Below are 20,591 nucleotides of genomic sequence, written 5' to 3' on the forward strand. Positions count from 1 at the left end.
TTTTTAAATTGTTGATAAATGGATTTTTAGTGGCACGGTCACAGACCGTTTTTGTTATTTTCTTTACTGGTTTCCGGGCAGGAGCAGTACCTGGTAACCCGCTTTGATCGTTATCTTGACAGCACTCATCTTTTTACTGATATACTGAGAAGCCCCCTGGATAAGCCCTTTCCCTAAATCGGCCGCCAGTTGTGAACCCGCATTATCCGAAATCATAATGCCGGAACCGGTTGAAGAAGCCAAAGTAGAAGCAACTTCTTTTGCTGCTTTTATTGCATCATTGCCGGGTACGGATATTCCCGGTTGTCCGTCCATACCATATACCTGTAACTGAACGGGGATGATATTCCCGGCATATTGGATGGAAGTAATGGTAACGTTCATCCGTTCGCCCCCGATCCGGCAGGCACCTGTGATAAGCGTATTGGCGGGGATCAACACGTCACTAACCTGTATGGGTTCCATCAGCCGCAATTGCAGCTCTTTCCCGTTGGTCAGTGTTACAGTCTGGCTGATGCAGGCACGGATACTGTTTTTGCCCGTCACCTCTTCATTTCCGGCAACAGTCAGGAACCCTGAATTTCGAGGCTTTCTATCTTGTTCCGCATTTTCCCGGTCGTTCTCTGGGGTTGCGAGTAAAGACACCACGTTTTGCCTTACCTGCCGGACAGGATGGGCAACCACTTTTCCTGTGGAAGATGGAATTGATGAACCCTTATTGGCCTGTGGAGGCGAAGTATTAACTCCCGGAGCAGCAGTTCCCGGCATATACTTTGCTGCTAACTGGTATGATTTTTCAATCATTTCCAGTTGGTCGTCCCCTGTTTTTTTACGCAGCGCACCTTCTTCCTGTTTACGCTCCAGTTCCTGAATGCGGTTCTCCAGTTTCTCCCTTGATTGCTCATCCACCGCAGTGGCCGGTTGGTTGTTCCAATTGCCCAACTGCTTGTTGATGTTTTGATAGGCACTGGCAGAAGACCGGATAGCCGAAGTCTTGTCTGAAGACTGAAGCTGAACGCTGCTGCCTAAACTGGACGGATTCCGGTAATGATCCGATAGGTTGGACGTTGTTCCCGAACGTCGGTCCAGTCCCTTTTTTGATTGTTCTTCCTCCAGTAAATAAGCGAAATCCGACAAAGAGCGTTTCTTTTCTTTATCCTTTTGTCTGACGGCCTCCTGCTCATAGGCTTCCCGCTTGTTTTCCACCATACCTTTTTCTTTGGGCATTGGCAGGTCGGTATTCAATCCCGCCGGTTGTCCCGCCTTTTCCTTTTGGTCGGTCGATGGTGCAAAAATCAGCCACATCGATCCGGCAAAAAGCAGGACGAACAGCGGGTAAATGAGCAGCTTCATACGTTTTTGCCGTTGCTGTGGCGTGAGTTCTTTTTTCTCCTGGCCACTTTCCTTGTTTTGTTTATTCTCTGTCATACTAAAAATTGTTTAGTTGTTTTAAACTGTCCGTTTTATGCCGCATTTTCTTCAATTCAAATTGCAGCCTTTCGATATGATCCACCTTCATTTTTTCACCCCGGTCTTTACCCAGGTTGTAAATCGACGAAAAAGTCATGAAAATGGATAATCCGCTGAAGATCATCAACATGATCACGATAAGGATAACGCGGCGGTCGGGTGTAAGCCTGCCAAACAGGTTGCGCAGGCCATCTTCCCAATACTCGTTTACTTTGTTGATTAACTTTCTTATCATCGCGTATCTACCTTTCCATTACGCTGATGTCGCGGTTCTCCAGTATCTCGAAACGCTCCATGGTGAACCCTTGGGGGTTGTTGTCGGAGCGTACCGAGTTGATCAGGTCACAGCGCGTGACCAGGCTGCGCTGCGTAATGTTACTTTCGCGGATGATCATCTGCCGCGCATAGGTCACCACCTGGTATGGATAGTTGTTGAAGTTGCACGTTACACTGTCCACCCGGATAGCCTGGTTGATGTTCCCCGAGATAATCCGGTCGTAATACCCCTTTTCCTGCATATCCTTGTAATAGCGGAATGCGCTTTTATCCACCAGGAACAGGGCGCGGTTGATGTTGTTTTCAATCGCGTTTTTGTCCGGTGAAAGGGTGAAAAACAGTTCATGGAAACGGCGTACATGCTCTTTGGCCTCGACGGGACGGTTTTGCGACAAGTCCTGCGAGAGTGCCAGCATCAACGATTTTCCACCGTCCAGCACATATATTTTCTGACGTTGCTTTTCAGCAAAACTGTACGAACTCCATACCGAATAACCGGTTATGCCCGCACACAGGCAGATGAATACAATACCGAACAGCCGTATCTGTTTAAAAGATGTCTCGATTGTTTTTAATGATTTAAATTCCATTTTTTGTGATGTGTTAAGTTTATTTTCCCAGTAACCTTCCGGATACGTTACCAACAGCAGCTCCCGCCATTCCTCCGGCATATGCCCCGCCTTTGCCTGCGGCAGTATTTACATTACGGTTATAGCTACCCATACCTCCGGCCTGGATAATCCAGTTGGCCACTGTCGGGATGGTGAAATAACCGACGATGCCAATGATCATGAATACCACATACACACTGTTGCTACCATCCGGGATAAAATTCGGATCGCTCAGCTGTTCGATATCCTTTTGCAGCATCAGAACCTGGATGCGTGCCAGGATGGAACTGAATATGTCAGAAACAGGCAACCACAGGTACACCGATATGTAGCGCGTTATCCATTGGGTAAGTGTAGCTTGAAAACCGTCATACACGCTGATGGCAAAAGCTATCGGTCCCAGAATGGACAGTACCACAAGAAAGAAGGTGCGTAAAGTGTCAATGATAAGCGCAGCAGCCTGAAACAGGAGCTCCAGCAATTCCCGGAACCAGTTTTGAACAGTCTGTTTAAAGCTGTAGAAACCACGCTCGATGTACATTCCCGCAATCTGTGGAGCATCCAAAATGCCTAGTTCCTCCAGCCGTTGGTCAAAAGCCTGGTTGTCAACCAGCCAGGCTGTTTCAGTATTGCGCCGCATGGCCTCCTCCTCCAGCTTGTCCTTTTGCTCCCGGTACTTGTTCATATCGAAAGTCTGCGACTCAAGGATACTGTGCGTACCGGTAACGACAGGCGACATTACGGCGTTGATCGTACCCAGCACGAATGTTGGGAAAAACATGATGCACAATCCGATGGCAAATGGCCGCAGTAAAGGATACACATCGATGGGTTCAGCTCGTGCAAGCGCTTGCCACACACGGATGGCTACATAAAAGAGCGCCCCCAGCCCGGCTATTCCCTTTGCCACGCCGATCATATTGCTGCAAAGGGGCATCATCTCCGTATACAGGTTACGGAGGATCTGATGCAGGTTGTCAAAATCTATTGCCAGCAGTATCATCTTACCAATACCTTTCAGATGGTGAGCCGTACAAAGCCATGATCCGGTCGGTATCGTTTTTCTTTTTGGCCCGTAAATAGGATACCGAGATGTTTTTATTGGTATAATACTGAACCAGGTTTTTGTACTGGCGCACCTCATTGTATATCCGGTCAATCACCGACATTCGTTCGGCATCGCTCATCGAGAGCCCGGTGGCTGAAGTAATCGTTTTCAGTTCGGTCAGCACCGCACTGCTTTCCTCCAGCAGTTTGGCATAGCCCAAAGCAATGGCGCTTAATTCTTCGACCGAAAAATTTTCATCAGCTATCATTTTTTGGAAACTGTTGACATAGATGTCCGAAATATCACCTACCAGCAAAATCGTTTGCTGCACTTTCCGGGCGTCTTTCACCAAGTCGTGAACTGATTTTAGAGCATCATAGTATTGTTTCCCCTGAGTATAAACCTTCTGAACTTCCTGAAAGTTTTTCAGCATATTAGCCGCCGTCGAGGATGTTTGTATGACCTGGTTGGCCGTATTGACAATACTTTGCACAAAGTTGGTCGGGTCAGTTACGATAAATTGTGCTTTGCCTGAAAGGCTGCATATTGAAAGCATTGCAGCCAAAAGAAAGATTTTTGTTTTCATATTCTTATTATTTTAAAATGATTACTGTTTGCAGTGTTTGAAAGCCTTCCCTTTGGGAAGGTCCGCAGGAGCTTTTATCTTTTATTCTCTGCCAGTTGTTTGATGGCCAATTCGATGTTGCCGTCCAGCTTTTCGGACAGTTTCAGCACTTCCATTTTTTCGGTTTCTTCCGTGGTGTAGGTCATATACTCTTCCGGCGAAACTTCGGTAGCATATACGGCGCTTTGTACCCCGCCCAGTCCGATCCAGACCTCTTTGTACCGTCTCGACGGATGGTTGTTCATGTTGATCGAGAGGATTTGAGCCTTTTCCTTATCAGTCAGTCCCAGCAATGACTGTATGGAATCGAACTTGTTCATGTATTTGCGCTGGTCCAGCAGGATTTTACAATCGGAGTTGTTGATGATGCTTTCCTTGACCACAGGACTTGAAATAATGTCATCAACCTCCTGTGTAACCACTATGGCTTCCCCGAAATATTTACGCACTGTTTTATACATATATTTCAGATATTCAGCCATATTAGCAGAGGCAATGGCTTTCCAGGCTTCTTCAATTATCAATTGTTTACGAACCCCTTTTAACCGACGCATCTTGTTGATAAAAGCCTCCATGATGATGATGGTCACTACCGGAAAAAGCTCCTTGTTTTCCTTGATGGCATCAATTTCAAAGACGATGAACCGCTTGGAAAGAAGGTCTATATTCTTGTTGGAATTCAACAGAAAATCAAAACGCCCTCCACGATAATATTGCTTAAGGGTAGTAAGCAAATTGTCGATATTGAAATCCTCTTTGCTTACCTTAATTTCCCGTTGTTCCATCTTCTCTCGGTAAACATCCCGCATAAACTCATAAAAAGTATTGAAACAAGGCATTATACTTTTGTCTGCCTGTATCTGTCCGATATAGTCATTTACAGCACTACCCAGTTCGCCCGATTCAGTTTTAGAGGTTTTATCATCTTCACTTTTCCAAAGGGTCAGAAGCAGTGTTTTGATACTGTCCTTTTTTTCGACATCAAACTGGTAATCATCTGTGTAAAAAGGATTGAACGAGATAGGGTTATCCTCGGTATAGGTAAAATAAACACCATCTTCTCCTTTGGTTTTCCGGTTAATCAGGGTACAAAGCCCCTGATAAGAGTTTCCCGTATCTACCAGCAATACATGTGCACCCTGCTCGTAATATTGCCTGACCAGGTGGTTCATAAAGAAGGATTTTCCACTGCCGCTTGGTCCGAGTACAAACTTGTTGCGGTTGGTAATTATCCCTTTTTTCATCGGCAGGTCGGAAATATCCAGATGAATGGGTTTACCCGAAATACGGTCAACCATTTTAATACCGAACGGACTGGGCGAACTGCGGTAGTTGGTTTCTTGGGTAAAGAAACACAGCGCCGGTTCGATGAAGGTGTAAAAACTTTCTTCCGAAGGGAAATCTGCGGCATTACCGGGAATACCGGCCCAGTATAGGGTGGGCGCATCTACCGTATTGTGGCGGGGTTTACATTCCATCAGGGCAAGCTGCGACCCTACATCGTTTCGAATATGCTTCAACTCTTCAGAATCATCGCTCCATGCCATGACATTGAAATGGGCGCGAACAGAAGTCAGTCCGAATGAGTGCGCCTCATTCAAATACTTGTCAATCCATTCCTTGTTTATCTGGTTTCCGCGGCTGTAGCGTGAAAGCGACTGCATGTTACGGGCGGATTTTTCGAATTTCCGCAGGTTTTCGGCGCTGTCTTCCAGAAAAATGAACTGGTTATAAACATGGTCACATGAAAGCAGCAAACCAACAGGAGAAGCAAACGAGAGCAAACAATCGCTACGGTCTGTCGATAGTTTTTCGAACCTCCGGTCAGTAGCCACCCGTCCGGGCAGGTCTTCCACATCAGAAACCGTATGCAGGCATACGTGTTTATCCCCGATGCGAAGCCCCTGGGCGCCCAGTTCCATATCCTGTAAACAGGTGGTATCTGAAGGCGAGAGCGAAAAGTACTGTTCGATCAGCCCTGCAATGTTTTCCGTTCCGGTAATTTCGTCAGACGTTAAACGGGTCAGGGTAATAAACCCGCTGTCGTTCACAATCCTTTCGAATTGTCCCACAGCTTCAATGAATTTTACCGCCGTTTCCCTGTTTACCTCCTTGGGCAGGATAAAGCCACGGCACAAGGATGAGAAATTCGATTGCATCCGCATCCTCTCCTTCGTGGTCTTAGTCAGGAACAGAAAACAGGTATGGTTCAAAAAAGGGCGTTCGTTAAAGTGATGTTCAAACGAACGGGACAGGAAGCTCATATCTTCCCGGTCTGTTTCGGGTTCATATCGCTCTTTTACGAACCAATCCGCTTTGTGGACAATGCTGTAATCAGGCAAAACCTTAATGGCCTTTACCCATGACGAGTGAATGGCTCCGTACTCTGCACTTGTGACAGTAAAGAGTTCCGGCAAGTCAACTTTAAAGGCGACGGTAATGTCGGCATCTTTAGAGATGATACAGTCGTGTTCAACGGCCAGCAGCGGAAACTTGCTTTCAATGGTGGCAGCTTTTAACATATTCCTCATGGCGTTACCCCTTTCTTTTTCAAGAATAACAGGCGAAGTGGGACCTTCCGGTTGATCAGGTAGCGTGGGTGTTGCCGCCTGGCCATAAGCTTCATCAAGCCATGCTCTCCATACTTTGCATTAAGTGAAAAGGTCAGCCATACCAGCAACGAAGCGGCTATTACTCCGAAACCTATACAAATCCATTGGTTGGCGCCAGCCATGAACATCACTACGAAAATGATAAACACAGAGAGCAGCCCACCCGCGAAGATGAACAGGTATTGACTTTTAAGCCCCTGAAACTCCACGCTTTTTCCTATTCCTTTATTGATCATGTATTCCATAATTCTGATTAGATGTTTTGTATGGCAGATTAAAGGAAGAAAGAACGCAGAATGGTAGCCGCCACAATCAGGAAGATACAGGCGCCAAACCACGAGGCCGCGGTTTTCGAAGTATCGGGGTCGCCGCTCGAAAATTTTTGATAAACTTTCACTCCGCCGATAAGCCCAACGACGGCGCCAATGGCATAAATCAGTTTAGTGGCCGGATCGAAGTACGAGGTTACCATCTGTGTGGCTTCGGTGATACCGGCTGTTCCGTTGCCCTGGGCAAGTACGGATGATGCAGCGACCATCAGTACGGCCGCTGAAAAAAGAAATCTTTTCTTGTTCATAAAAACTGTTTTAAAGTGGTAAAAAGGGTAGATTGTCCTTTACTCCGGATGAATAATTGGATGATTTGAATTTTTAGTGGCGCGCTTATCCGTTTTACCCATAGTCATGTTGTTTCATTGCCTTGATTTTTTTATGGTTACACAAAATTTTTAATATCAAAATTACCGGGTACTTCGCCACCAGTGGTGTCATGTCCTACGATGATACTTTCATCCGACCGGCGGTGGTAAGCCGCCAGGTGCAGGTTTATCACCTCTCTGACAATATCCCTACGTCCGGGTTCGCTCTGTACCAACTGCTCGAACATATCCGTTTGCCGGATTTCCAGCAGCGTCCCTCCGGCCTCTTCCTTTTCGGGAATGGTGGCGGTTTGGTGATGCACTACGGTCCGCACGGCAGCTCCCATTTCCTCGAAAGTGGACCCTTCGGCCAGGGTAACGTTTCCGGGGATCCACGACTGCTCGTCCTCTTCTTCTGATAGGTTATCACCGTGACTATTGCTGTCATATTCCAGAGGCACACTGATGCCCATCGGTTGGTTGTCGGCCCTGTTGTGCCAGAAGGTTTCATCCAATTCTTTGTCAGGAACCCTTATCGGCGGTTTCACTTGTGAAGGCGCAGCAAAACTATCTTCCTTTTGTATCCCGTTTTTTTGATTTTCAGGCTTGGTAGCTTCTGGCAGTGAGTGGCGCAGGTCAAAAGTGCTTTTCCCCATAATATCGTCGTCATGGGAATTTCGGGAGGGTATTTCTGGCGATGCATGGTGCTGTTTGCCCGGTCTGCGGAAAAAGCGTTCCCATAGCAGGTACAGCACTACCCAAAGGATATAAATCATGAAGGCGGTAATAAAAATGCTTTTCATAACCTTATGTGCTAAAATATCCCTTCATTTTTCTTGTTGTACAGCGTGGTAATCTCCTGTTGAAACAAGGCAAAATGATGTTCCAGAACGTTGTCCAGATAGCTAAACAGGGAGAGATCATTACCGCCGATAACCCGCACGATTTTCAGGATGCGGTCATGGTACTGCTTTCGGATGTAAACCGTTTTTCCTTCCCGTGCCGTGATACCGCCTGCCTCGCGAATAAACAGGCTTTCGTAGTCCTGCGGTTTTCCCCGGCGGCGACGGTTTTCTTCTTTCAGGGATTCCGGGTTTATCATTGCCGGAGTTTCCATTTCCTGTGTCTGTTGTGAATCTTTGACATCTTTGTCTTTTTCACTGCCAACGTCTTTGGCATCTTTCACCATTTGCAGGTGATCCGTTGTGCGAAACGAATGGATGATGCTTTCTGCATCTATTCCATCCAGGTTTACGAGTTCATTTTTCTTTGCCATAGCCCAGTTAGTTGATTAGTGTAAGGATTTCGTCAGAGAGAGTATCGAGGTTACTGCCTTTAATCAGCAATTTATCGGCAGGGAAAAGGGTGGAACGGAACACTGCTTTGTGCGCGGCAGATTGTTCGCGTCTAAACCGTTTACTGTCAGGTATGAAAGTCTTCAGAACCTGCAATTGCAGGTCTTCGATCACCTGTTCGTACACGTGGTAGAGTTCCGTTTTTTCACGTCCGTCCACCATGTTCCATAGCAGGTACAGTCCTTTGATTTTTGCCTTTCCGGTAGTGATAAGTTGTTGGGTTAATACCACGGCAAAGCGCAGGGTACTTTCCAATACTACCCTATCGGCGCTGACGGGCGAAAAGATATAGTCCATCTGTGAAAGGGTCCGGATAACATCGGCATTGTTCACCGTTCCGGGCAAGTCGAAGAAAATAAAATCGAACTCGCCGGTTTCTGCCAGTTGCGAAGCCACCTGCATGGCATCTTCCGGAGTACTGCTTACCACAGGGTAGGCTTTGCGTCCCAGGGTGGTAAACTGCCGGTAAGCCATAAGCTTGTAATGATCATCTTCCATGACTGTTTTTAGGTCGCGCTCCCGCATTTCCACGATGCTGTATTGCGGGTAGTCGCAATCGACCACAGCCACGCTGTACCCTTTCACATAGTGCAGGTAGCTTGCCACCAACACGGTCAGCGTTGTCTTTCCGACACCTCCCTTTTGCGTGGAGAATGCCACGTACTTACTTTCTTTTTTCATTACTTGATTTTTTTAATGGTTTGTATATTTCTATCTGGGTATCTTTTCATGTATCTGCCTGCATACGGACTTATCTGCCTGGCTACCTAAGTACCTGCTTGCTTACTTTTGTCCGCAGGGATGTAAGTTGGTACGGAAATACGTTGGGATGTAGGTGTGTTGGTATGTTGTTACATCCTTACGTTTGTCTGTTTTTACCTGTTTCCGCACATTGGTTTATCCGTATTGTTCTACCTGCATACCTGAGCAGGTATTCCCGTTTGTCTGTCCCAATGTCCATACGTAAATAAGGCCGTATTGCAGTACCTGCCAACATCCTTGTGTGCATACCGACATTGCAAATAAATGGCTTTGTGGCAGCCCGTTTTTACTATTCGAGGGCTTGACGATAAGTGGCACCGATTTGATCATTTGTGGCATAATGCGCTACTGCATGAGTGTTTGGCCGGTCATCTACCTTTGAGCCGGGAAGCATCCTGAGCATTGAAAATGCCATTCTCCGTTCAGGCAACTTTTATGATCTGCCAGTAAAAGGCAGATTTTATTTGCTTCGGCAAATAGCAAGCTGTGTTTCGGGTTACCCGAAACCATTCCGGTAACCCGGAACTGCTTGCCCCACAAGGGGGGTAAAGCAACCTCCGAAGTCGGTTGCTTTCAGGAAGATTAAAGACAGGTTTAAACCCTGTGCCGGATGCCCTACTGTAAATATCAATGAAATGAAAGAGGAAAAGAAAACATCCCGCAATCGGGGAAAAGGAGGACGGCCGCAGGAGGACGATCCCGCTACAAATTGTGTAATGGTACGTTTTACCAATGTAGAGAACGCACAATTCCTGACCTTGTTCGAAGAGTCGGGTATGCACGCCAAAGCGCTTTTTATCAAGGCCCGGGTGTTCGATCAAACGTTCCGTGTGGTGAAAACAGACCGCGCGGCACTCGAATACGTGACCAAACTGACTTCGTTTTACGCGCAATACCGTGCGCTGGGCGTCAATTATAATCAAGTGGTAAAGGAGCTGCATTCGCATTTTTCGGAGAAAAAGACGCTGGCATTGCTGTATAGATTGGAAAGTATTACAAAGGAACTAGTGGTACTTAGCGAGCAAATTGTAAAGCTTTCTCAGGATTTTAAAGAGCAGTTTATGATGAAATAAATCCGGGAAAAATCATTCAGAATCAACAATAATTGAAAAATGATAGCCAAAATAAACACCGGGAATAGCCTTTACGGGGCATTGGCTTACAACCAGGAGAAGGTGGACGAAGGAATGGGAAAAGTCCTTGCCACGAACCTTGTTTGTGAGCCGATAGATGGACACTTCAGCGTACAGGGATGTGCTGCGGATTTTGCACGCTGGATGCCATCGCCAGAACATTTGCCGACTAAAAAACCGGTAATACACATTTCGCTTAACCCGCACCCAGATGATAAACTGACAGATAACCAACTGGCGGCAATCGGGTGTGAGTATCTGGAGCAGTTGGGCTACGGCAGTCAACCATACCTTATTTTCAAGCATGAGGATATCGGGCGCGAGCACATTCACATTGTTTCCTTGCGGGTGGATTGCGAGGGCAAGTTGATCAGGAGCAGTTTCGAGCATAAACGCAGTAAGGAGATTACCGAACTGCTGGAACAGAAATACGGGTTGATTCCGGCACAGGGGCAAAAGCAACCGGAACTATGGCAACTTACAACGGTAGATCCGGCGCAAGGCAACCTGAAAAAACAGATTTCTGCGGTAATAAAACCGTTGGCAGCCATGTATAAGTTCCAATCGCTGGGAGAATACCGCGCTTTGCTTTCTCTTTATAATATCGGATTGGAAGAAGTCAAAGGAGAAGTAAGGGGAAAACCATACCGGGGATTGGTGTATTCAGCACTGGATAAGGATGGGAATAAAGTCGGCACACCGCTTAAATCTTCCTTGTTTGGTAAATCGGTTGGTTACGACGGGTTGGAAAAACAGATGGTGAAATCCAGAGAACAGATAAAACAGCAAGGCCTCAGGGAACGCACACGGACGGTAGTTATAGGTGCTGTGAATACCGCCGCTAGTGAAAGTGAGTTACGGGCGAAATTGCGGGTAGTAAACATTGATCTGGTACTGCGCCGTAACGATCAGAGGCGTATTTATGGGGTTACCTTTATCGACCACAATGACCGCTGTGTATTTAATGGCTCCCGCCTTGGAAAAGAGTTTTCTGCCAATGCGTTTAATGATCGATTTGGTGGGCCGCAGTATGCGCCTGCCGATTTGCAGAAAACTTTAATCCTGGACGATACCTTCCGCATTGAAAAAACAACCGTCTCCGACATCGGGGATTCGGTAAGTGGTCTGTTTGCTTTTCTGTCTCCTGAAGTTACAGGTAATACCGATGACAATTACCGTCAGTTGAAGAAGAAACGGAAGAAGAAACGGCGGTATGGGAGGCAGGATGGGAGTCTTACATAGTGCATGTAAAATTTGATCAGACAGACAACACTTTTATGATTCTGATTTGTCTGATGATTTTTCAGATATCCTTACTTAGTCCCTGATCTTATCCATTGCTGTTTGAATGGTACTGCTTGTTTCCCTGGTAATACCATATTCATGGGCAATTGTGTTCCACTGGTTTATAGCCTCCTGAACCTCTTCGATAATGGAGCCCGGATTTTTCAACCCAAAATGTGTGGACAGTTTCATAAGCTCTTTTCGTCCCGGATTTTTACTTTCCCCCCCTATCATGGTACTGTGAAACCCGTAGCCGGAATATGAAAAGGTCAGGTCGTAGGCCGGGGCAAACTGCCATTCCCCTTTGGCATTCATCAGAAAGGAGAAGTTCTTGCTGTGATCGTCCCGGTTATGCGAATACACATTGAATGCTGCCAGCCTGAAAACTTTTTCATAAGCTTTCACGTGTTTTTCCAGCCGGAAAGCGCAATCCATCAAATGCCCGTAATCCATCGTACTCATTTTGAAGTTGTCATGCATAAGGCCGGACGCGGTGTGTGTATGCAGACGTTTATCAGCTATCCGGTCAAACCGCTTGGTTCCAAAATATACCTGTCCTGATTTTCCTTTAAAAAGGCGGCATTCGCTCATTTCGATGCCTGCCAACAGCGCCATTTTGTGATAGGCAAATTCAATATTTGCAATCTCCCTGTTATCAGATGATGACGGGAATTTGATGATCCATTCTTCATAACCTTCAGGGATGTTGTCCACACCGTGTACCAAATCGTCGGTAAGCGGGCTGTATGCGGCAAGAATCTTTGGCCTGGCACCACCGGATGATCCTCCCAGGATAAATAATTCTTCAATGATCTCAGAACTGGTCCCCTGGAGTACGTGGTTCATTTCAGCGGCAAGGATGTCCAGTTCAGGAACAAGGTCTGCTGTCTTTTCAGGTTCAATTTCCGGTGTGTACACAAGGGCTCCCATTCCCCGGATGCCGACATAAGCCAACCGGTCCAAAGGTGTTATGCTTGCAATTTCAATCCCTTTGGCAGATAAGGAGCGATCCAGTAACAGCCTGCCCCAGCCGTCAGGCAAGGAGTCGTTGAACACTCCGAACAATCCGTCGAAAGGTTGTTTCTCTGCACTTGCTATTTCCTCTGAAAAGGGGAGTTTTATGGGCGAAAGATTAAGCCCGGTTTTAAGAAAGTCAGAGTTGTACCTGAAATAGATCTTTTGGCCGGAAAGCACCAGTTCCCCAACTTCAAACCTGTTCCCTTCGAGAAGCAGTGATACGAATAATTTATTGATACCGGCCATTGGTAATTGCTTATTCTGTAAATAGTTTTTTAACCTCATCAAGGTTTTCTTTTACAAGCAGGAGGTTGTCAAATTCATTCAACCGTCCTAAAAGGTGCGTCAGTTTCAGCAGCGAATCCAACGATATTTTACCGGTGACCTCAAAACGCTTTAAACTGCCCAGGGAAACGCCCGAACGTTCGGCCATTTCTTCCTGCGACATTTTTAGCTGTTTTCGCAGGATGCGGTGTCTTTCGGCCAGGGCTTTACTTACCTCCGACGGTGTTGGCTCTAATGAATACATCATGTATGGTTAAAATATTATCCAAATATAATTAAAAATAACAAAAATAACTAATATATTATCTATTAATATTTTCCTGTTTGTTTTTAGGCTGAATTCTATATTTTGTCTGAATCCCTTTATTCCCCGGAACATTTGCCTAACTCGCCCGGCACATTTACCCACATAGTCTTAAAATGGTATTTGATCTGACAAATAGCTCCTTAATATTTGGATTTGTCTAACGGAAGTTTTTCATTAATAATGCGTTGTTCCAGAATGTAAATCAATCTATATTTTGTATCAATTGAGCATTGTGAATATTGTACATCTCATTCCAATAAAAGAAAGCTTCCACATTGGTCTTTTTAAGTTTGTTTAATTTTGTAGGCATAGGTTCTCGAATAACTGCTTCCCGCAGACGCTCCACGTTTTGAGGGTCAAAATGAGCTATTTTTGTTATTTCATTGTTTATTAAAACTGAAAGATACGCTGCTTTAGAAGCATTGACAATGGCATTATCGATATTGTATTTTTCGCTATGAATAAAGCTTTGTATTCTTTTTATTCCGGTCTGAAGTATTTTGAAATTATCGGGTTCTATCTGACCTTTCAGGCATATACAAAGGGAGGTCTGATAAATATCGGCGAATACCTGGGCAAGATTTTCCGGGTCAAGATTCCGATATTGCAGTTCAACCTTAGCAAACTTTTTAAAAGTCTTGGAAGTAACAGCTAAATTGTCTGTTACATCAAATAGCGAGGCAACGTCAAACAGTTGCTTTATGATTTCCATTGAGCAGTCTTTCTGTCCCTTGAAATATGGAATGCCCGTGGTGCTTGGAGCAAAAGCGGTTAATTTATCTCCTAACATATCAGCCTTGCTAGGTACATTTACCATTACCGGCTCTCCTTCCAATCTTAGGAAACGACTTTGAATGGGCACTTTTTCTATTTCGTAATAATGAATATCCTCGAATAATACATCAAGAAGAATAAATTCTGTTTCGGTATTGGTAACGTAGGATACCAGGTAAAAGAATTTAGCATGTGTTTTTGGAACATTATGAGCATTAATTCGCCCGACCAATTTTACATCACCAAATCCGTATTCATGGGCATATTTATGTAAGTATTTCTCCAGGTTTGTTCCTGGGGGACAGATAATGTCAATATCGATGGAAAGTCGTTTAGCGCTATCCAGATGAAGCATTAAAGCAGTTCCTCCTTTGAAGACAAACGGGCACCCGGATATCACTAACGATTCCAGTAATGAAAAGGCTCTTATCGACTTTTCAATAAGAACAATGTCGGAAAATTTATTCTCAACAGCTACCTGCTTCATCCATTCTATAGTTCGACTATCGGGGTGGATCATAATTTATTGGTCTTTAACAGTTCCTCTACTAACTGCTTTCTTCCCCGTCGGGCAGCATAGCGTAATAGTTTGTTTTTATTAATACTGTGTTTTTCAAAAATTGTGGTATAAACATAGTTTATTTCTACTCCCTGCAAAAAAGAAAATTCTACATCTCCAACAATATCTACAAGAATCTTTTCAATAGTGGGAGTGTTTATTCCTTCAACCAGTTGTAATGGGGATTCTGATATTAACGGGCGAATAATAATAGCCTGGTTGGTATTAATATATCTTTCAAAATCGGTTAATGACGGCATGAGATAGACCCTTTGGATGCTATTAGAATTTAAAAGATTAAAAACAGATTCAGCAACCTCACGTTCTACATCCACAAGCACAAAACTCAAACTGGGAATGTGGTGCATGTATGACAAAAGAGCTGAACCCGGCCAAATGCAGTAATCAGCAAAAGGAAACTGTGTTTTTATTTGCTTATTAATATTTTTGATTTCTTCGGAACAAACAATCGAAAAATCTTTCTTTGCATTATCCGGGAATGTATAAATACCACGCTCAAGCCTAATTATTAATCCGGATTTTAAAAGACGGTTTAGTTGCTCGGAAAGTGAGCTCGGATATCCAATCTGATTATGAATCTTCAGATTAGTAATCAAATCTTTTCGAGAAAACACTTTATGAGTGAAGGCAAAGTTTAAAATGTCATTAGTTGTAACCATGTGAAATTTATCTACGGACAAATATATCACAATTTTGGCAATGAATAGACATCATTGCCAAAATTGTGATATAATCTATTTGCAATTCGTCTATATGTCAGCTAAGTTAGAACGATTACAAACATTTAATCATTTCAGGCTAAAACGGGAATATAACAACCGATACTTGTGAATAATACGGTAGATGACGAAATCGACTTTCGAGGTGCTCCGGTGGTTCGAAATACATTTTTATCAAGATAAAACAGTAAAATATCAACACTTTTATCAGGATAAAACTATAATAACTTTCCTGATTTATTTTCCAATATTCACGGCCACAAGTGCCCACCTCAATGCCAGAAGCTGCCAGATCGCTGTAAATCCCCAACTGCACCGGATCATCTTCTACTTTCGCATCCCAAACAGTTAAGACAAGATCATTATGCAACAGGAAGACGATTTAAGAGGTTTGGCAAAGGTTATGGAGTTTATGCGGGCCATCAGCATTTTACTGGTGATTATCCATATTTACTGGTTTTGTTACCGTTCAGTTCATGAGTGGAACATCAATATTGGGGTGGTCGATAAAATCCTTTTGAATTTCAACCGGACCACGGGACTGTTTACCACCATCCTTTGGACAAAACTGTTTTCAATAGTTTTCCTTGCACTATCATGTTTAGGTACTAAAGGTATTAAAGAGGAAAAAATTACCTGGAACAAAATTTATGTGTTCCTAACCATTGGGTTTATCCTCTTTTTTATGAACGGATGGCTACCTGATCTGCCCTTACCTGCAACGGTTTGTACTGCGTTTTATATCCTAACGATAAGTGTGGGCTACCTTTGCCTGTTGACCGCAGGTATATGGATGTCGCGCCTGTTGAAGAACAACCTGATGGAGGATGTTTTCAATACGGAAAATGAATCATTCATGCAGGAAACCCGGTTAATCGAAAATGAGTATTCGGTCAACCTGCCAACCCGTTTCTATTACCGCAAGAAATGGAACAATGGATGGGTCAATGTAGTAAACCCCTTTCGTGCATCAATTGTACTTGGCACACCTGGTTCCGGTAAGAGTTACGCGGTGGTAAACCAGTTCATCAAACAGCAGATCGAAAAAGGCTTTTCCCTATATATTTACGATTTTAAATTCCCGGATTTATCAACTATTGCTTATAACCACCTGCTGAACCATCGTAAAGGCTATAAAAAGGTGCCGAAATTCTATGTCATCAACTTCGACGACCCTTCACGTTCACACAGGTGTAACCCGATCAACCCGTCGTTTATGAGTGATATATCGGATGCTTACGAAAGCGCCTACACCATCATGCTCAACCTGAACAAAACATGGGTACAGAAACAGGGCGACTTCTTTGTGGAATCCCCAATTATCCTGTTTGCTGCCATTATCTGGTACCTGCGAATTTACAAAGACGGTCGGTATTGCACGTTCCCTCATGCCATCGAATTTTTAAATAAACGCTACGAGGATATTTTCCCAATTTTGACTTCGTACCCTGAACTTGAAAACTACCTGTCGCCTTTTATGGATGCCTGGTTGAGTGGAGCGCAAGACCAGTTGCAGGGGCAGATTGCAAGTGCTAAAATCCCGTTATCCCGGATGATTAGCCCGCAACTGTACTGGGTAATGAGCGGTGACGAGTTTACCCTCGACATCAACAATCCCGATGATCCGAAAGTGTTGGTGGTAGGCAATAATCCCGACCGGCAGAATATTTATGGTGCTGCCTTGGGCTTGTATAATTCCCGTATCGTTAAGCTGATAAATAAAAAAGGGCAGTTAAAGAGTAGCATTATCATCGATGAGTTACCGACGATTTACTTCAAAGGTTTGGACAACCTGATTGCCACCGCCCGGAGCAATAAAGTTGCCGTATTGTTGGGCTTTCAGGATTTCTCGCAGCTTAAACGGGACTATGGGGATAAAGAGGCTGCCGTGGTGATGAACACCGTTGGAAATATTTTCTCCGGTCAGGTTGTTGGTGAAACAGCTAAAACGTTGAGCGACCGTTTTGGAAAAGTTTTGCAAAAACGCCAGTCGATGACCATTAACCAGCGGGAAAAGTCAACATCGATAAGCACGCAAATGGATTCGTTGATCCCACCAAGTAAAATATCGAACCTTACACAGGGAATGTTTGTAGGTGCTGTGGCCGACAATTTTGATGAACGTATCGAACAGAAGATTTTTCACGCCGAAATGGTGGTCGATACCGCAAAGGTAGATGCTGAAACCAAAGCCTATAAAAAGATTCCGGTAATTACCAGCTTTATTGATGGGCAGGGCAATGACCGCATGAAGGAAATGATTCAGGAAAACTACAACCGCATAAAAGCAGAAACCAAACAGATGGTCAAAGATGAACTGAAACGAATAAAGAACGACCCCGAGCTGGCACACCTGTTGCAACAACAAGAGTAAGTACAGCTTTATCAGCCTTATTCCAGAGAAGTTTTCATTGATTAAAATCAAAACGGTATTGACAATTCTTCGGATTCGACAGGTTTAATCCTAATTATTTCCCCTTTCGGTGCATGACATCTTTGTTATCGTCCTTATCCATTTTATTCTCAAGAGAACTTTTCAGTTCGTCAAGGAACAGAGTCCGGCTGTTGGCCCGGATACGCATCACACCGTAAGTTGAGAAGAAATTGCCCGGTTTCATGTCAAACAGGTTGAAAAAAAAATTTACCATTGCGGTAATGGATACCTCTCCGTTATTGATCGCATGTCGTTCGTGCAGGGCCATGGCCATTTCCAAAAGGCCTATTCCATCTGCTGTCCATTGCAGTGAAAAGTCGGTTTTTGCCTTTTCTGGCATATGGGATTTGTGATCGGTTTGATGAACCCGCAACCATTCGATAGAGCTTTCAACAGCCAAAACAGCTTTGAACAAATAGTGTCCGACGGGTACTTTTTTTTTCACACCCCTTGCCTTATACTCCTCTTTTAATGCCATCAGTTCCACATGTGTATAATTAAGGGTGAAAAATGCCGGGATGTCTCTCGTTACATTGGTACAGACATGTACCAACTGAGACATGAATTTTTTATATGCCTGTGACAATGCCTCTATTGTCGACGTGTCATTTTTCTTCAAAATCATACAGAAAAACGGTGTTCTGGTTAATGATTCCATAGGCTCTCATTTTTATTAGAATATTTTTATAAATGGTAAAAATGGTAAATACAACAACGCTTAACAATTGAATTATATTTCAAAATGAACAAAATATTTTTAAGTATAAAATAACTACAAAGGTAATAGGCACTGAATTAAGATTATGAAAAATAAAACATAAAGTTTCTTAAAAAATAGTACTCCGAAAAGTTGGATTACAACATAGAAGAAAATGACTACGATTTGGACAGCCCAAACAATATCCTATTTCTGAAACCGTAAATTTTTTGAACCGTGTATTTGCTTTGGAAGATTCATTCTTTCTGTGAATGAACAAAAGAAGTACCCCAAACAGTATTTAAATGCAATTGTACTTTCAGCTTCCGAGAAAATTTTCCTGAAAATACGTTTTGGTGCCACAAGCTGTCAGGTTAGTGCCTTAAATAGCCAACGCCTTGAAATCCTATAAATTACCTTTTCGTTATTCCTATTTTCATCTCTGCATTAATAGTGATGCAAGAATCCTTAAAACATTTGAAATATGGATGAAAAGTTAACCGACAGCAAAAAACGAGTGCTGCTTACAACCGATGCCGCCAATCCACAGGCATTAAAAGCCGTTACCGGTATGGACCAAAACGGCATTCCACGGACAGTCAGCCCTGATGGAGCAAATATTGCTGATTTTCTGGCCATTGACAAAAATGGCAATGCACTTGAAAACTTTTTCAAAAAGTTCCTTGAACAGACTAAAAACCCTGCGCACACGGGATTTTTCCTGATGACGCAAGACGTACTGGGTAAGATCATTGAGATGCAACCCGTTAATGCAAAAACGTTGGAACCTTACCGTATCGACCCGCAACAGTTCCTTGACCAGCGGCAAGAGCAAAAACAAGGACAGGCACAGGAACCTGGAGGTGCAGCGTCCGGACAGAAGAACGATTTTCAGCCCATCGATGAAAACAAAATCAACTGGTCTCAGGCTGCAACCATGGGTATCAACAGGCAGTTATTGGAAGATACAGGTCAGCTTAAAGCCATTCTATACGGCCACAAGTCCCCGGCGTTGAACCACCTTGTTTTTACCCTTGAAGGGATCACCTTTGATACCCAGGCGCGGCTGTCCCTGAAAGAAATGCCCGATGGAATGTACAACATCCAGCCCCACAGTTACCTCAAAGCTCCTGACCTGGACAGGCCTTTTCTCGGGGCTATGCTTACCGGCAAGGATAAAGAAAACTTGTTGGCTTCTGGCAATGCCGGACGGGTGGTTGATCTTGAACAAAGTCCGGGACAAAAAATTCCAGCACTCATTTCGCTCGACAAAATCACCAACCGCCTCGAAGCTGTTCCGGTTGAAAAGCTCAACATTCCACAATCGCTCAAAGGGGTAGAGTTTACTCACCAGCAGGTAAAAGACCTTAAAGAAGGCAAGGTGGTACTGGTCGAAGGGATGATCACTAAAAAGAGCCAGGACACGGATAATCCTAAAAAGTTCGATGCCTACATCCAGTTTAATGCGGCTAAAGGCAGCTTCGATTTCAGTTACGGAGGATTAGACCAAAACCGCAACCTTCAGGAGAACAAACAGCAGCAGTCCCATGAAAACGAACCCAACAATGTCCGCATTCCGCAAAAACTGTTGGGCGTGGAACTTACACCCAAACAACAGGAAGACCTGCGGGAAGATAAAACTATTTACGTCAAAGGAATGCTGAAAGACGGACAGGACCAGCCGTTCAATGCCTACGTGAAGATAAACCAGAGGGAAGGTAAACTCGACTTCTACAAGTTTAATCCTGAGAAGGCAAGGAAACAGGGTGCCGAAATTACTCCCGCCAGTGAAAGCCAGACACAGGTTGCAGTCAATTCTGAAGGCAAAACCAACGAAGCAACCAAAAAGGTAAATGAACCCCTGAAACAGGGGCAAACTCAACCTACAGGGAATCAGGGCAAGCAAATCCATAAAGGCAAAGACATGAAAATGTAGCTTTTATGGATTTGATAAGGGGATTCAGA

21 protein-coding genes are annotated in these 20,591 nt (G+C 44.2%); 4 read left to right on the forward strand and 17 right to left on the reverse strand.

Annotated elements, in window-relative coordinates; all coding sequences use genetic code 11:
* Positions 1-63: 63 nt before the first annotated feature.
* The 12 genes from traM to M0R21_10160 form a co-directional block, all read right to left on the reverse strand.
* Positions 64-1,428 (reverse strand): conjugative transposon protein TraM, encoded by a 1,365-nt coding sequence (gene traM / locus M0R21_10105; protein ID MCK9618173.1) that lies wholly within the window; start codon positions 1,426-1,428, stop codon positions 64-66.
* Position 1,429: 1 nt separating this feature from the next.
* Complete coding sequence (locus M0R21_10110; protein ID MCK9618174.1) at positions 1,430-1,705, reverse strand: TraL conjugative transposon family protein; 276 nt, start codon at positions 1,703-1,705, stop codon at positions 1,430-1,432.
* A gap of 7 nt (positions 1,706-1,712) precedes the next feature.
* Entirely contained in the window at positions 1,713-2,336 is a 624-nt protein-coding gene (traK, locus tag M0R21_10115) for a conjugative transposon protein TraK (GenBank protein MCK9618175.1), read from the reverse strand.
* A 19-nt stretch (positions 2,337-2,355) separates the two neighbouring features.
* Positions 2,356-3,360 carry a conjugative transposon protein TraJ gene (traJ, locus tag M0R21_10120; protein ID MCK9618176.1) on the reverse strand — a complete coding sequence of 335 codons (1,005 nt, stop codon included), beginning with the start codon at positions 3,358-3,360 and terminating at the stop codon, positions 2,356-2,358.
* A 1-nt stretch (position 3,361) separates the two neighbouring features.
* Positions 3,362-3,991: a DUF4141 domain-containing protein gene (locus M0R21_10125; GenBank protein MCK9618177.1), complete on the reverse strand. Its 630-nt coding sequence runs from the start codon at positions 3,989-3,991 to the stop codon at positions 3,362-3,364.
* Between the two features lie 74 nt (positions 3,992-4,065).
* The gene (locus tag M0R21_10130) at positions 4,066-6,561 is read right to left on the reverse strand and encodes a TraG family conjugative transposon ATPase (protein MCK9618178.1); all 2,496 of its coding nucleotides are present in this window, start codon (positions 6,559-6,561) and stop codon (positions 4,066-4,068) included.
* Positions 6,558-6,887, reverse strand: a complete 330-nt coding sequence (locus M0R21_10135; protein ID MCK9618179.1) for a DUF4133 domain-containing protein — start codon at positions 6,885-6,887, stop codon at positions 6,558-6,560. The genes M0R21_10130 and M0R21_10135 overlap by 4 nt, the downstream gene beginning before the upstream one ends.
* A gap of 29 nt (positions 6,888-6,916) precedes the next feature.
* Positions 6,917-7,219 (reverse strand): DUF4134 domain-containing protein, encoded by a 303-nt coding sequence (locus tag M0R21_10140; GenBank protein ID MCK9618180.1) that lies wholly within the window; start codon positions 7,217-7,219, stop codon positions 6,917-6,919.
* Between the two features lie 137 nt (positions 7,220-7,356).
* Positions 7,357-8,082 carry a hypothetical protein gene (locus M0R21_10145; GenBank protein ID MCK9618181.1) on the reverse strand — a complete coding sequence of 242 codons (726 nt, stop codon included), beginning with the start codon at positions 8,080-8,082 and terminating at the stop codon, positions 7,357-7,359.
* A gap of 11 nt (positions 8,083-8,093) precedes the next feature.
* Complete coding sequence (locus M0R21_10150) at positions 8,094-8,555, reverse strand: DUF3408 domain-containing protein (protein MCK9618182.1); 462 nt, start codon at positions 8,553-8,555, stop codon at positions 8,094-8,096.
* A gap of 7 nt (positions 8,556-8,562) precedes the next feature.
* The gene (locus tag M0R21_10155; protein MCK9618183.1) at positions 8,563-9,315 is read right to left on the reverse strand and encodes a ParA family protein; all 753 of its coding nucleotides are present in this window, start codon (positions 9,313-9,315) and stop codon (positions 8,563-8,565) included.
* Between the two features lie 216 nt (positions 9,316-9,531).
* Positions 9,532-9,726 carry a hypothetical protein gene (locus M0R21_10160; GenBank protein ID MCK9618184.1) on the reverse strand — a complete coding sequence of 65 codons (195 nt, stop codon included), beginning with the start codon at positions 9,724-9,726 and terminating at the stop codon, positions 9,532-9,534.
* A 305-nt stretch (positions 9,727-10,031) separates the two neighbouring features.
* On the opposite strand from M0R21_10160, the gene M0R21_10165 reads away from it, so the two are divergent.
* Together M0R21_10165 and M0R21_10170 are read left to right on the forward strand one after the other, a co-directional pair.
* Complete coding sequence (locus tag M0R21_10165) at positions 10,032-10,469, forward strand: MobA protein (protein MCK9618185.1); 438 nt, start codon at positions 10,032-10,034, stop codon at positions 10,467-10,469.
* Positions 10,470-10,508: 39 nt separating this feature from the next.
* A complete protein-coding gene (locus M0R21_10170; protein ID MCK9618186.1) occupies positions 10,509-11,771 on the forward strand; it encodes a relaxase/mobilization nuclease domain-containing protein in 1,263 nt (420 codons plus the stop codon).
* Positions 11,772-11,846: 75 nt separating this feature from the next.
* On the opposite strand, the gene M0R21_10175 is transcribed toward M0R21_10170, so the two are convergent.
* The 4 genes from M0R21_10175 to M0R21_10190 all read right to left on the reverse strand — a co-directional run bounded on the left by M0R21_10175 (position 11,847) and on the right by M0R21_10190 (position 15,435).
* On the reverse strand, positions 11,847-13,076 hold the full coding sequence (locus M0R21_10175; protein MCK9618187.1) for a type II toxin-antitoxin system HipA family toxin: 1,230 nt from the start codon (positions 13,074-13,076) through the stop codon (positions 11,847-11,849).
* 10 nt (positions 13,077-13,086) lie between these two features.
* Entirely contained in the window at positions 13,087-13,362 is a 276-nt protein-coding gene (locus tag M0R21_10180) for a helix-turn-helix transcriptional regulator (GenBank protein ID MCK9618188.1), read from the reverse strand.
* Positions 13,363-13,624: 262 nt separating this feature from the next.
* Positions 13,625-14,716 carry a nucleotidyl transferase AbiEii/AbiGii toxin family protein gene (locus M0R21_10185; protein MCK9618189.1) on the reverse strand — a complete coding sequence of 364 codons (1,092 nt, stop codon included), beginning with the start codon at positions 14,714-14,716 and terminating at the stop codon, positions 13,625-13,627.
* Entirely contained in the window at positions 14,713-15,435 is a 723-nt protein-coding gene (locus M0R21_10190) for a type IV toxin-antitoxin system AbiEi family antitoxin domain-containing protein (protein MCK9618190.1), read from the reverse strand. Before M0R21_10190 ends, M0R21_10185 begins: the two co-directional genes overlap by 4 nt.
* A 424-nt stretch (positions 15,436-15,859) precedes the next feature.
* Between M0R21_10190 and M0R21_10195 the strand changes: the two genes are divergently transcribed.
* Positions 15,860-17,869 (forward strand): YWFCY domain-containing protein, encoded by a 2,010-nt coding sequence (locus tag M0R21_10195; GenBank protein MCK9618191.1) that lies wholly within the window; start codon positions 15,860-15,862, stop codon positions 17,867-17,869.
* A gap of 94 nt (positions 17,870-17,963) precedes the next feature.
* Here the strand turns inward: M0R21_10195 and M0R21_10200 are convergent, their stop codons facing one another.
* Positions 17,964-18,491 (reverse strand): RteC domain-containing protein, encoded by a 528-nt coding sequence (locus M0R21_10200; GenBank protein MCK9618192.1) that lies wholly within the window; start codon positions 18,489-18,491, stop codon positions 17,964-17,966.
* A 619-nt stretch (positions 18,492-19,110) separates the two neighbouring features.
* Here M0R21_10200 and M0R21_10205 point away from each other — a divergent pair.
* Positions 19,111-20,562 (forward strand): DUF3945 domain-containing protein, encoded by a 1,452-nt coding sequence (locus tag M0R21_10205; GenBank protein ID MCK9618193.1) that lies wholly within the window; start codon positions 19,111-19,113, stop codon positions 20,560-20,562.
* Positions 20,563-20,591: the final 29 nt, after the last annotated feature.

The sequence above is a fragment of the Lentimicrobiaceae bacterium genome (genome assembly GCA_023227965.1).
GTDB lineage: Bacteria > Bacteroidota > Bacteroidia > Bacteroidales > JALOCA01 > JALOCA01.

Coding starts and splice junctions, on each gene's coding strand:
- M0R21_10190 (MCK9618190.1), bottom strand. CDS start 15,435: ATGGTTACAACTAATGACATTTTAAACTTTGCCTTCACTCATAAAGTG.
- traK (MCK9618175.1), bottom strand. CDS start 2,336: ATGGAATTTAAATCATTAAAAACAATCGAGACATCTTTTAAACAGATA.
- M0R21_10140 (MCK9618180.1), bottom strand. CDS start 7,219: ATGAACAAGAAAAGATTTCTTTTTTCAGCGGCCGTACTGATGGTCGCT.
- M0R21_10175 (MCK9618187.1), bottom strand. CDS start 13,076: ATGGCCGGTATCAATAAATTATTCGTATCACTGCTTCTCGAAGGGAAC.
- M0R21_10200 (MCK9618192.1), bottom strand. CDS start 18,491: ATGTCTCAGTTGGTACATGTCTGTACCAATGTAACGAGAGACATCCCG.
- M0R21_10155 (MCK9618183.1), bottom strand. CDS start 9,315: ATGAAAAAAGAAAGTAAGTACGTGGCATTCTCCACGCAAAAGGGAGGT.
- M0R21_10195 (MCK9618191.1), top strand. CDS start 15,860: ATGCAACAGGAAGACGATTTAAGAGGTTTGGCAAAGGTTATGGAGTTT.
- M0R21_10185 (MCK9618189.1), bottom strand. CDS start 14,716: ATGATCCACCCCGATAGTCGAACTATAGAATGGATGAAGCAGGTAGCT.
- M0R21_10110 (MCK9618174.1), bottom strand. CDS start 1,705: ATGATAAGAAAGTTAATCAACAAAGTAAACGAGTATTGGGAAGATGGC.
- M0R21_10145 (MCK9618181.1), bottom strand. CDS start 8,082: ATGAAAAGCATTTTTATTACCGCCTTCATGATTTATATCCTTTGGGTA.
- M0R21_10150 (MCK9618182.1), bottom strand. CDS start 8,555: ATGGCAAAGAAAAATGAACTCGTAAACCTGGATGGAATAGATGCAGAA.
- traM (MCK9618173.1), bottom strand. CDS start 1,428: ATGACAGAGAATAAACAAAACAAGGAAAGTGGCCAGGAGAAAAAAGAA.
- M0R21_10205 (MCK9618193.1), top strand. CDS start 19,111: ATGGATGAAAAGTTAACCGACAGCAAAAAACGAGTGCTGCTTACAACC.
- M0R21_10165 (MCK9618185.1), top strand. CDS start 10,032: ATGAAAGAGGAAAAGAAAACATCCCGCAATCGGGGAAAAGGAGGACGG.
- M0R21_10130 (MCK9618178.1), bottom strand. CDS start 6,561: ATGAGGAATATGTTAAAAGCTGCCACCATTGAAAGCAAGTTTCCGCTG.
- traJ (MCK9618176.1), bottom strand. CDS start 3,360: ATGATACTGCTGGCAATAGATTTTGACAACCTGCATCAGATCCTCCGT.
- M0R21_10170 (MCK9618186.1), top strand. CDS start 10,509: ATGATAGCCAAAATAAACACCGGGAATAGCCTTTACGGGGCATTGGCT.
- M0R21_10180 (MCK9618188.1), bottom strand. CDS start 13,362: ATGATGTATTCATTAGAGCCAACACCGTCGGAGGTAAGTAAAGCCCTG.
- M0R21_10125 (MCK9618177.1), bottom strand. CDS start 3,991: ATGAAAACAAAAATCTTTCTTTTGGCTGCAATGCTTTCAATATGCAGC.
- M0R21_10135 (MCK9618179.1), bottom strand. CDS start 6,887: ATGGAATACATGATCAATAAAGGAATAGGAAAAAGCGTGGAGTTTCAG.
- M0R21_10160 (MCK9618184.1), bottom strand. CDS start 9,726: ATGATCAAATCGGTGCCACTTATCGTCAAGCCCTCGAATAGTAAAAAC.